The 11,794-nt window shown below is 37.6% G+C and carries 10 protein-coding genes; all 10 read left to right on the forward strand.

The features are described from left to right. The first annotated feature begins 276 nt into the window (after nucleotides 1–276). The 10 genes from ACE025_RS02355 to recA all read left to right on the forward strand — a co-directional run bounded on the left by ACE025_RS02355 (nucleotide 277) and on the right by recA (nucleotide 11,721). Nucleotides 277–1,842, forward strand: coding sequence for an ABC transporter ATP-binding protein (locus ACE025_RS02355; RefSeq protein WP_485937077.1), 1,566 nt, complete (start codon nucleotides 277–279; stop codon nucleotides 1,840–1,842). After that, on the forward strand, nucleotides 1,832–2,908 hold the full coding sequence (locus tag ACE025_RS02360) for an ABC transporter permease (RefSeq protein WP_485937079.1): 1,077 nt from the start codon (nucleotides 1,832–1,834) through the stop codon (nucleotides 2,906–2,908). The genes ACE025_RS02355 and ACE025_RS02360 overlap by 11 nt, the downstream gene beginning before the upstream one ends. 1 nt (nucleotide 2,909) lies before the next feature. After that, a complete protein-coding gene (locus ACE025_RS02365) occupies nucleotides 2,910–3,869 on the forward strand; it encodes an ABC transporter permease (protein ID WP_485937081.1) in 960 nt (319 codons plus the stop codon). Nucleotides 3,870–4,103: 234 nt separating this feature from the next. Further along, nucleotides 4,104–5,369 carry an EF-P 5-aminopentanol modification-associated protein YfmF gene (yfmF, locus tag ACE025_RS02370; protein WP_485937083.1) on the forward strand — a complete coding sequence of 422 codons (1,266 nt, stop codon included), beginning with the start codon at nucleotides 4,104–4,106 and terminating at the stop codon, nucleotides 5,367–5,369. Continuing rightward, nucleotides 5,366–6,658 carry an EF-P 5-aminopentanol modification-associated protein YfmH gene (yfmH, locus tag ACE025_RS02375; protein ID WP_485937085.1) on the forward strand — a complete coding sequence of 431 codons (1,293 nt, stop codon included), beginning with the start codon at nucleotides 5,366–5,368 and terminating at the stop codon, nucleotides 6,656–6,658. Before yfmF ends, yfmH begins: the two co-directional genes overlap by 4 nt. Before the next feature lie 4 nt (nucleotides 6,659–6,662). After that, a complete protein-coding gene (gene ymfI / locus ACE025_RS02380; RefSeq protein ID WP_485937087.1) occupies nucleotides 6,663–7,388 on the forward strand; it encodes an elongation factor P 5-aminopentanone reductase in 726 nt (241 codons plus the stop codon). A 160-nt stretch (nucleotides 7,389–7,548) separates the two neighbouring features. Next, on the forward strand, nucleotides 7,549–8,454 hold the full coding sequence (locus ACE025_RS02385) for a helix-turn-helix domain-containing protein (RefSeq protein WP_485937089.1): 906 nt from the start codon (nucleotides 7,549–7,551) through the stop codon (nucleotides 8,452–8,454). 79 nt (nucleotides 8,455–8,533) lie between these two features. After that, on the forward strand, nucleotides 8,534–9,115 hold the full coding sequence (gene pgsA, locus ACE025_RS02390; RefSeq protein WP_485937091.1) for a CDP-diacylglycerol--glycerol-3-phosphate 3-phosphatidyltransferase: 582 nt from the start codon (nucleotides 8,534–8,536) through the stop codon (nucleotides 9,113–9,115). A gap of 141 nt (nucleotides 9,116–9,256) precedes the next feature. Further along, nucleotides 9,257–10,516: a competence/damage-inducible protein A gene (locus tag ACE025_RS02395; protein ID WP_485937092.1), complete on the forward strand. Its 1,260-nt coding sequence runs from the start codon at nucleotides 9,257–9,259 to the stop codon at nucleotides 10,514–10,516. Between the two features lie 137 nt (nucleotides 10,517–10,653). After that, on the forward strand, nucleotides 10,654–11,721 hold the full coding sequence (recA, locus tag ACE025_RS02400; protein ID WP_485937094.1) for a recombinase RecA: 1,068 nt from the start codon (nucleotides 10,654–10,656) through the stop codon (nucleotides 11,719–11,721). The last annotated feature ends 73 nt before the right edge of the window (nucleotides 11,722–11,794 follow it).

Genomic DNA, 11,794 nt, shown 5'->3' on the forward strand with positions numbered 1-11,794 from the left:
AGTGCATCTATAAGAAGGTTCGGGTTTTCACTTATTTTAAAAGAGCGTTGTTTTTACTTTTATACCCGTAAAAAATTTAAATAAACAAACTTTATGGGGGGGACCCGTGGGAACCAAAGGATACCCCCCTTTAATAATGCAAAGAATAAGAATTTATTCATTAGTCAAAGCAGTACTAGAGTTAACGTTTAGGGTATCTCTTTTGGGATCCGCAGCAGAAAATTACTGTTTGTAAACTTGACCAAAGTACATAAATAACAAAGGAGTGCAATCAACATGCCCGACACAGCAAATGTTATTGAGATGCATGGCATTACAAAACAGTTCGGCAGTTTTAAAGCAAATGATAATATCAATTTGACAATAAGAAAAGGAGAAGTTCATGCCTTATTAGGAGAAAATGGGGCAGGAAAATCTACTTTGATGAATATTTTATCTGGGCTGTTAGAACCGTCTTCAGGTGAAATCATCGTTAATGGAAAGAAAGTTAACATCACTTCTCCAAGTGCAGCTTCTAGATTAGGTATCGGAATGGTTCATCAACATTTCATGTTGGTCGATAAATTTACGATTACGGAAAACATCATACTAGGAACTGAAAAGACTAAATTAGGCTTTTTAGAAAGAAGAGCTGCACAAAAAGAAATTAAAGAACTTTCTGAGCGTTATGGACTATTTGTAGATCCTTCAGCTAGGGTAGGGTCTGTTTCAGTAGGTATGCAGCAACGTGCAGAAATCTTGAAAACTTTGTACCGTGGAAATGATATTTTGATCTTGGATGAACCGACTGCTGTGTTAACTCCTCAAGAAATTACTGAATTGATGAATATTTTGAAATCATTAACAGACGAAGGTAAATCAATTATTATCATCACTCACAAGATTGAAGAAATCAAACAAGTAGCAGACCGTTGTACAGTTATTCGCCGCGGAAAAAGTATCGATACAGTTGACGTAAAACAAACATCACAGCAAGAATTGGCTGATTTGATGGTCGGACGTTCAGTATCTTTTAAAGTAGACAAAAAACCAGCTCACCCGAAAGAACCAGTTTTAACGATAAAAAATCTGGTCGTTAAAGAACACCGCGGTCTTGAAGCTGTAAAAGATTTGAGTTTAGAGATTCGAGCAGGAGAAATTTTAGGAATTGCAGGAATCGATGGAAATGGACAAAGCGAATTGATCCATGCTATTGCTGGGTTGACTAAAGTAGAATCAGGAACGATCACATTGGAAGGAAAAGAAATTCAAAATCTGCCTCCAAGAGATATCACTGAAACTGGTTTAGGACACATACCTGAAGATAGACATAAATACGGACTTATTTTGCCGATGACCCTTTATGAAAATATGGCGTTGCAAACTTATTATAAACAACCATTCAGTAAAAATGGTTTTTTGAACAAAGAGGCTATGAAAGAAAGTGCTCGTCATTTGATTGAAGAATATGATGTAAGAACTCAAGATGAAAACAATACAGCAGAATCTTTATCTGGTGGAAATCAGCAAAAGGCTATCATTGCTCGTGAGATCTCTCGAGGACCGAAATTCTTGATTGCAGCTCAGCCGACTCGTGGGTTAGACGTTGGAGCAATCGAGTACATTCATAAACGTTTAGTAGAACAAAGAGATAATGGGAAAGCTGTACTATTAATGAGTTTTGAATTAGATGAAGTCATGAATGTTTCGGATCGTATCGCAGTTATGTATGAAGGTAAGGTCGTAGGAATCGTTGACCCTGCTAAAGTTACTGAACAAGAATTAGGACTTTTAATGGCTGGTTCTTCTTTGGAAAAAGCTTTGGGAAGTCAAGACGGAAAGGAGTCAGCGCATGTTAAGTGAGAATAAAAAAACATTAACCAATTTAATGGTTCCTCTATTATCAGTTGTATTAGGACTGGTCTTAGGAGCTGTTATTATGCTGGGATTTGGTTATGATCCTATAGCAGGATACCAATCTATGTTAAAAGGCGCGTTAGGTAGTCCGTTTTATATTGGAGAAACGTTACGCTACGCTAGTCCTTTGATTATTATCGGTTTAGGTTTCTCAGTGGCTAATTCAGCTGGATTCTTTAATATCGGGCTTTCTGGACAAGCGTTGATGGGCTGGCTGGTGTCTGTATGGGTAGCCATCAGTTTGCCTAATGTGTCTGGTTTCATATTGATTCCTCTAAGTGTTCTGGCTGGTATTCTAGCTGGAGCGATTTGGGCCGGTATTGCCGGTGTTCTAAGAGCTTACTTTGGAACAAGTGAAGTTATCATTACAATCATGTTGAACTACACAGCGTTACATTTAACAAACTATTTGATTCGTAATGTATTGACAGATTCTTCGGATGCAACTTCTCGTATTCCAGAACAAGCAAGTCTGCGAATGGACTGGCTTTCTCAATTGGCTGGAGGATCAAGAATCAATGCTGGAGTATTTATCGCTATCGCAGTTACTATTTTAGTTTGGGTATTTATGACTAAAACAACAATGGGATATGAAATCCGAGCGGTTGGGCTAAACTCTTTTGCTGCTCAATATGCAGGGATGAACGCTAAAAGAAATATCATTCTATCTATGCTTATCAGTGGAGGATTAGCTGGTCTAGGTGGAGTTTTAGAAGGTTTAGGAACGTTCAGCAACATCTTTGTACAAGCTGGGATCCCGAATATCGGTTTTGATGGATTAGCTGTTGCCTTATTAGGATTAAGCCACCCTATCGGAATCGTATTTTCCGGACTATTGTTTGCTATGTTGAAAATAGGTGGAGCAAGTATGCCTCTTGGATCTGGCGTACCAACTGAAGTAGTAGATATTGTTATTGCATCTATTATTTTCTTTGTCGGAGCAAACTACTTGATTCGTTTCTTTATAGAAAAATTCTCACGTGGAAAAGATGTAAAAGGAGGAGTTGAGTAAAATGGATATTATCTCATTATTACAACTAGTAGTTTCCTCAGCTTTAATGTATTCTGCTCCTCTAATTCTAACAGCATTAGGCGGAACTTTCTCCGAAAGAAGTGGAATCGTAAACGTTGGGTTGGAAGGTATCATGGTTATTGGTGCTTTTTCTTCAGTTGTATTCAACCTTACTTTTGCTGGACAATTCGGTAACTGGACACCTTGGATCGGTATGATTGTTGGTGGATTGTTTGGATTAATCTTTTCAATCATTCATGCAGTAGCTACTGTCAATTTAAGAGCTGACCACATCATCTCTGGTACAGTAATCAACTTGCTTGCTCCAGCGTTAGCAATCTTTTTAACGCGTGTCATGTATGAAGGCAGAGGACAAACAGACTTTATCGCTGAAAACTTCGGTATTGCTGATGTTCCATTACTAGTAGATATTCCGATTATTGGAGATATATTCTTCGATAACACATATTTACCAGCCTTCTTTGGTATCTTTGTGGCTATTCTAAGTTGGTTCATTTTATTCAAGACTCGTTTTGGATTGAGATTACGTGCGGTTGGTGAACACCCTCAAGCAGCAGACACTTTAGGTATCAGTGTTTATGGGATTAAGTATGCAGGAGTATTGATGTCTGGTTTATTAGGCGGAATGGGTGGAGCTATCCAAGCTCAATTGATTTCTTCTCAATTCGCTGCTACAACAATTGCTGGACAAGGGTTCATGGCTATGGCAGCAATGATCTTCGGTAAATGGAATCCATTAGGTGCTATGGGAGCTGCTATCTTCTTTGGATTAGCTCAAAGTTTAGCTGTTACAGGTGCCTACATTCCTGTTATCAATACAGTGCCTAGCGTATTCTTAGACATTGCCCCTTATGTCATCACAATTGTAGTGCTTGTAGGAGTCATCGGAAAGTCCGAAGGTCCTGCGGCCAATGGTGTCACATACATCAAATCGAAATAAAAGTACTGTTATAGATATTAACCGAATAAAGCATTCAACTCAGTCCTGCCATTTGTTAAAATCGGCAGGACTTTTTTTGTCCGTGCTCATAAAGCTGAAAGAAGTATTGGACGATGAACAAGCTTATACCTTAAGCGGGAAATAAAAGCGGAATAAAGGAACTTTCCCTTTATTTTTAAGGGTTTTTCTACTAAGATGAAGAGGTGCAGTTTATTTGGTAGAGGAGGAAAACACATGGCGATCAATTTGGCCAAAGGTGTGCATTTACATGTATTACCAACCACAAAATATAAAACGATTCAATTGAGCATGAAATTTAAAACACCTTTAAAAAATGGTACAGCTACTAAAAGAACAATGGTAGCCAATTTATTAGAAATCAACAGTAAACATTATCCTACTCAAACGGCATTAAGAACCAAACTGTCTGAATTATATGGAGCGGGATTCGGTACGAATGTTTCCAAAAAAGGGAATTATCATATTTTATCTATAGGCATTAATATTGTGAATGATAAGTTTATCAACATGGAATCCAATTTATTAAAAGAAGCTGTTGATTTTTTAAACGAGATCCTGTTTCATCCTAATGCAACTGATACAGGATTCGACGAAGCAACTTTCAATCGAGAAAAAGAAAAGCTTGCTGATGATTATGATAGTTTATTTGATGACAAACAAACCTATGCTAAATTAGCTTTGCAGCGATTAATGTTTGAAGATAGAAACCAACAACTCCCTAGCATCGGAACGAAAGAAGAGTTGATGTCGATGACGAATGAAACTCTTTTAAAAGATTATCAAGAGATGATAAAAGAGGATGAAATAGATATCTACGTATTAGGCGATGTGAAAGAAGAAAAAGTTGCGGAAGTACTTAAAGTATTAAGTTTTAGGGATCGTGAAGTTAATAAGATACCTGTTTTTTACCAGGAAGAAGCAGCTTCATCAGTTAATGAACAAATTGAGCGTCAAGAAGTTACCCAAGCCAAATACAATCTTGGTTACACGTCTCCTGTCTTATATCATGGGAAACAGTATTATGCTGGTCAAATTTTCAATGGTTTGTTTGGCGGATATCCGCATTCTAAATTGTTTGTGAATGTTCGTGAAAAAGAAAGTTTAGCTTATTACGCATCCAGTTCTTTAAATACATTTGATGGAACAATGGTTGTCCAAACGGGTATAGACAGTAAAGCAGTGGATAAGGTTAAAAATATTGTAGCTCAACAGTTAAAAGAGATACAAGAAGGGAACTTCTCCCAAGAAGATTTTGAACAAACAAAAAGTATGTTGAAAAATAGTGTTATGCAGTCTGAAGATAATCCTAGTTCCATCATTGAACGGATATATGCAAATCATTTAGCTTTAGGAGAAGTTATCGAAATCCGATACTGGATCACAAATATTGACCAAGTCACTAAAGAAGAGGTAATAGCTGTTGCTGAACAAGTACAGTTGAAAGCAACATTCTTTTTGACAGGAGGCGCTACAGAATGAAACGAATCGACTATGACCAATTACAAGAAACGCTTTATACCGAAACACTTGCAAATGGATTAACAGTAACTTTACTGCCAAAGAATGATTTCTACAAAACGTATGCTTTATTTACGACTGATTATGGTTCTATCGATAACACTTTTATTCCTTTAGGCGGCGAAGAGCTGATAACCGTACCAGACGGAATTGCTCATTTCTTAGAACATAAACTATTTGAAAAAGAAGATGGCGATGTTTTTCAACTATTCGGCAAACTGGGAGCTTCAGCAAATGCATTTACCAGTTTTACTCAAACCAGTTATTTATTTTCCAGTACAGAAAATATAAAAGAAAGCTTATTGACATTGATTGATTTCGTACAAGATCCTTATTTTACGGAAGAAACAGTCAATAAAGAAAAAGGCATCATCGCACAAGAGATACAAATGTATGAAGATGAGCCTGATTGGCGATTATTCTTTGGTATTTTATCCAACCTGTATCCAAATCATCCGCTGCATATTGATATTGCCGGTACTGTGGACAGCATCATGGATATTACACCTGAATATTTATATCAGTGCTACAATACTTTTTATCATCCAAGCAATATGAATCTTTTTGTGGTAGGGAACTTAAATCCAGAAGAAATGATGCAGCTTATAAAAGACAATCAAGTAGCAAAAACCTTTGCAGAACCTGAGAAGATCATTCGCCATTTTCCAGAAGAAACAGTTGCCGATATTGTAAAAGAAAGCTCTATCTCGATGCCTGTGAATCGTTCAAAAAGTATTCTAGGCGTCAAAGGGATCAGTGAAGTTCCTTCCGGACGAGAAGGGCTAGTATTCAAAACAAAAATGAATGTTCTCTTGCGATTGCTGTTTGGTTCGACTTCTCGAAATTATTTGGAATTATATGACAATGGGTTAATTGATGATAGTTTTTCGTTTGAATTCAATGTAGATCGTTCCTTCCATTTCTTAGAGGTGGGAAGCGATACGAAAGATCCTGAGACCTTCAATCAAACAATAAAAGAGTTGTTGTTGACAGCTAAAGACAGCAAAGAATTGACAGAAGACCATCTATTGTTGATCAAAAAAAGGATGATCGGACAACATCTGCAATCGTTGAATTCGTTAGAATACATTGCCAATCAATACAGTCAGCAATTGTTTGGAGAGGCTGCTTTATTTGATATGGTGCCGATCATTGAAAATATACAATTGGAAGAATTGAAACAGTTGGCAGATGAGTTCATGGTTGAAGAACATATGAGTACTTTTACGATTTGGCCAAAAGGGGAATAAAGTAGTGAAATTTGCATTAGTTATGGGAGCTAGTGGAGATATCGGGAAAGCGATCGCCAATGAATTGGCAGAGGATGGCTGGTCTCTTTATTTACACTATCATAAAGGAAAACAAAGCATTGAAGAACTGTTGGTCTACCTGCAGGGAAAGTATCCTAAACAAGATTTTTTCAGCATACAGATGGATATGACAAAAGAAGGGAAAACTGACGAGTTAGCCTCCAATCTGTTCCAAGTAGATGCTGTGGTCTTTTCAAGTGGATTTGCGACATACCACTTGCTCACAGAAGTCAGCGCAACAGAAATGCACGACTTATTTGCTGTTCATGTTACGACTCCGATACGACTAATTCAATTGCTTCAAGATAAATTGGCCCGTTCAGCTTTAGGCAGAATCGTGTTTGTCGGTTCTGTTTACGGCGAAGCAGGAAGTGCAATGGAAGTTGTTTATAGCACAGCTAAAGGAGCTCAATCAGCTTTTGTCAAAGCTTACAGCAAAGAAGTGGCTAGTCTTGATATCACAGCGAATGTAGTAGCTCCTGGTGCAGTGGACACAAAAATGATTTCAGACTTTTCACAAGAAGAACGAGAAAGCTTACTGGAAGAGATTCCAGCAGGTCGATTAGGTACACCCAGAGATGTCAGTTTTTGGGTGAAACAATTATTAGATCAAAGAAGTGGGTATATAACTGGTCAAACGATCAATATAAGCGGCGGCTGGTTGAAATAAGCAAATGAATTTTTTTCAAAGAGAATGTCTTTTTAAATGTTAAGTAATTTCTAAAAAAACATCAAAAAAGATGTTTCTCGATATAGCGTTATGTTATACTCTTAAATGAATGAGATTTGTATGCTCACTAATTTCGCAGAATAGGAAGGTGAGAAACTCTGTGGCAGAAGTAGGAGAAAAATTACAAGAAGCGCGAAAAGCTAAAGGATATACGTTAGACGATTTACAACAAATTACTAAAATCCAAAAACGTTATCTTATCGCTATTGAAGAAGGCAATTACAATGTGATGCCGGGCAAATTTTATGCACGCGCCTTTATTAAACAATATGCTGACACTGTAGGATTAAACGGAGATCAATTATTAGAAGAATACGATGATACTGTTCCACATACACATGATGAAGAATTTGTAGAAAAAGTATCTTCCAGTCAAACAAGGTCAGGCAGTAAAAAGCAAAATTCTTTTATTGAAAAAATCCAAGACAATTTACCAACGATCTTAATCGTTTTATTAGTTTTAGCGATTATTGTAGCTATCTATTTAGCCGTTGCTAATTCAGCAGGAAATAATGCTGATGAAGACATGATCTCGGTAGATTCCTCCAGTACGGTTGTTTCTAGTGAAAACGAAAGCTCGGCTGAGAAGACGGAAGAGTCCGCATCAGAAGAAAGCAGTGAAAGTGAATCAGAAGAAACTGAGACTGAAGACAGTGTTGAGATCGTCTCTTCAACGGGGTCATCTTCTGTTTATGCAGTTTCCAGTCAATCTGAGACGAATACAGTGGCTTTAATAGCTGATGGTGGAGACACATGGGTGAGTATTGCAGCTGATGGTACCACACTTGAACAAGGGTTGGTAAGTGATGGTGAGACATTGGAAGCTGAAATTCCAACTGGAACTTCTTCTGTCGAAATGGTTATCGGAAGTGCGCCGAACACTGTTATTCAATTGAACGGCAATGAAGTACCTTATGCACCAGAAGCTTCTGAAAATGTGCGTCAAGAGATTGAATTGCAATTCGAAGCAGATGCTTCAGAATCTGACACAAGTTCTGAAGAATAAAGATAAAAACTAAACCAACAGTAAGGAGTCCTGTGGTATTGTGCCCGGGACTTTCTTGTTATTTTAAGGAGGGTCTTTCTTGAATTTACCAAATAAATTAACCGTCATTCGGATTATTTTGATCCCAGTTTTTATGCTGGTGGTTTTAGCTCCTTTTGATTGGGGACAACTAACGGTCTTAGGATCTACTATTGAAGTTACGCAATTGGTGGGAACGATCATTTTTATTGTAGCAAGTTTGACAGATTGGTTGGATGGTCAAATAGCTCGTAAAAGAAATTTAATCACCAATTTCGGGAAGTTTGCTGATCCTTTAGCAGACAAGTTGCTTGTCGCTACCGCTATGATCGTTTTAGTAGGACAAAATTTAGCGCCTTCTTGGGTAGTAGCTGTGATTATTATGCGGGAACTAGCTGTAACAGGGTTGCGATTGCTTCTTGTTGAGCAGGGCGGCACAGTACTAGCTGCTGCTTGGCCAGGTAAAATAAAAACCAATACGCAAATGTTTGCGATCATCTTCTTGTTGTTAAACGACTTCCCATTAGGATTTTTACCGTTTTCTATTGGAACGGTTATGCTGTATATCTGTTTGTTCTTTACGATTTATTCAGGAGCAGATTATTTTATCAAAAACAGTCAAGTTTTCAAAGGGTCAATGTAAATAAATGAATAAAAGAAGCTGTACTGAAACCATTGTGTTTCAGTACAGCTTCTTTTGCATGTTATTTTAAGGAAGTATGATAAAATTAAAAATGTAAAAGCTTCAATGCGTACAGTAAGTTTAGGGAGGAGACAAATGTATATGAATGCAGAAATTATTGCAGTCGGAACTGAACTGCTATTAGGACAAATCGTGAACAGCAATGCAAGCTATTTATCTAAAGAGTTGGCATTATTAGGAATCGATGTTTTTAACCATACTGTAGTGGGGGATAACGACAAGCGAATGAAAGAAGCTATCAAAATAGCTGAGGGAAGAGCGGATATTTTGATATTTTCAGGAGGCTTAGGTCCTACAAAAGATGACATGACAAAGCAAGTAGTAGCAGATCATCTAGGGCTGCCTTTGATTATGGATAAAGATACGGAACAAAAAGTTGTTCAATATCACGCAGATATGAAAAGAGAAATGTCAGAAAATAATCGATTACAAGCAGTGATTATTGATGGATCAACGATTCTGAAAAATGAGACAGGGTTAGCTGCAGGAATGTATATAGAATATAAAGGGAAAAAATATATTCTCTTACCTGGTCCTCCTAATGAACTTCACCCAATGTTTGAACAGGAAGTGCAGCCTATTCTGGCTAAGTTGACAGAAAATAGTGATCAACTTGTATCTCGAGTGTTGCGTTTGTTTGGGATAGGAGAATCCCAGTTAGCCGCAAAATTAGAAGACATCATCGATAGTCAAACGAATCCTACTATTGCGACTTATGCAGAGGAAAATGAAGTGTCTATTCGAATCACTGCTAAAGGAAAGAACGAAGAGCAATGCAACCAATTGATTGATAAAATGGAAAATCAAGTACGTGATATTGTGGGGGACTATATTTACGGTATAGGCAGTGAGACCTCTTTAGCGCAAGTAGTAAGGGATTTGTTAGTGAATAAAGATTATCGCTTAACTGCTGCCGAAAGTTTAACAGGCGGATTATTCCAAAGTTCCCTAGTTAATATACCAGGACTGAGCTTGAACTTTATTGGGGGATTAGTATCCTATAGTGAGGGTATAAAAGAAAGTGTCTTAGGAGTATCAGAAGAAACAATTGAACAATATGGTGTGGTCAGCTCTGAGTGTGCTGAAGAAATGGCAGATAAAGTCAAAGAAATGTTCGATGCAGATATCGGAATTTCGTTTACAGGATATGCCGGTCCAAAAGAAGTTGACGGAGAAAAAGCTGGTATTGTTTGGATCGGACTTGCCGTTACTGGAAGAGAAACCCAAACTTACTATTATCATTTTGGAAAAGACCGGAATGGCAATAGAAAACGATCAGTTTTGACAGGATTTGACCTTGTCAGACGCTTATTATTAGAATTGCCTAGCCGCGAAAAATAACAAATTAACCGAATGTTTGTTCGCTTTTTCCTTGCTTATTATTCTTTAAAAAGGTATAATTAGTGAAGTAGCAAATAACTTATAAACCACTTAAAAATTGAATTCTAAAGAAAAAAAGATATCAGGGAGGACATTACATGTCAGAAGATCGTAAAAAAGCATTAGACGCAGCGTTGAAAAAAATTGAGAAAAATTATGGAAAAGGTTCAGTAATGAAAATGGGGGATAAAGTAGATACACAAATCTCTACTGTTTCTTCAGGATCATTATCACTTGATGTCGCACTTGGCGTCGGCGGCTACCCTAAAGGTAGAATTATCGAAATATACGGACCAGAGAGCTCAGGTAAAACAACAGTTGCATTGCACGCTGTTGCTGAAGCACAAAAAGCAGGCGGAACTGCAGCGTTTATCGATGCAGAGAACGCATTGGATCCTCAGTATGCAGCAGCTTTAGGTGTAAACATCGACGAATTATTGCTGTCTCAGCCAGACACAGGTGAACAAGGATTAGAAATCGCAGATGCACTAGTTTCTAGTGGAGCTGTTGATATTGTAATCGTCGACTCTGTTGCAGCTTTAGTACCGAGAGCGGAAATCGAAGGTGAGATGGGCGATTCTCATATGGGATTACAAGCTCGTTTGATGTCTCAAGCATTGCGTAAATTATCCGGTTCAATCAATAAAACTAAAACAACAGTTATTTTTATCAACCAAATCCGTGAAAAAATTGGGATCATGTTCGGAAACCCTGAAACAACTCCAGGAGGTAGAGCATTGAAGTTCTACAGTACTATTCGCTTGGATGTTAGAAGAGCTGAACAAATCAAACAAGGGCAAGATATTTTAGGTAACCGTACTCGTATCAAAGTTGTAAAAAACAAAGTTGCACCTCCATTCAAAGTCGCAGAAGTAGATATTATGTATGGAAAAGGAGTTTCTCAAGTAGGCGAGCTGGTAGACTTGGCAGCCGAAAAAGAAATTATTGATAAAGCAGGAGCTTGGTATTCATATGGGGATCAAAGAATTGGACAAGGCCGTGAAAATGCGAAACAATACTTCCTTGACCACCCAGAATTAAGAGCAGAAGTGGAACAACAAGTTCGCGCTGCATACGGTTTTGGTGAATACGTACCTGCTGATAAAAGTAAAGTATCGAGTGAAGAAGTAACAGAAAGTAAAGAAATTGAATTATTAGAAGATTAATCCAATTGAATATTTATACATTATAGTCCGTTAGTCAACATCCATTAGAGCGAATAATCCATTCGTTCCAATG

Source organism: Desemzia sp. AGC72 (assembly GCF_057334175.1).

Excerpts from the sequence above, each read along its gene's own strand:
- ACE025_RS02395 (WP_485937092.1), top strand. The coding sequence starts at position 9,257 with ATGAATGCAGAAATTATTGCAGTCGGAACTGAACTGCTATTAGGACAA.
- ACE025_RS02365 (WP_485937081.1), top strand. The coding sequence starts at position 2,910 with ATGGATATTATCTCATTATTACAACTAGTAGTTTCCTCAGCTTTAATG.
- recA (WP_485937094.1), top strand. The coding sequence starts at position 10,654 with ATGTCAGAAGATCGTAAAAAAGCATTAGACGCAGCGTTGAAAAAAATT.
- ACE025_RS02360 (WP_485937079.1), top strand. The coding sequence starts at position 1,832 with ATGTTAAGTGAGAATAAAAAAACATTAACCAATTTAATGGTTCCTCTA.
- yfmH (WP_485937085.1), top strand. The coding sequence starts at position 5,366 with ATGAAACGAATCGACTATGACCAATTACAAGAAACGCTTTATACCGAA.
- ACE025_RS02355 (WP_485937077.1), top strand. The coding sequence starts at position 277 with ATGCCCGACACAGCAAATGTTATTGAGATGCATGGCATTACAAAACAG.
- yfmF (WP_485937083.1), top strand. The coding sequence starts at position 4,104 with ATGGCGATCAATTTGGCCAAAGGTGTGCATTTACATGTATTACCAACC.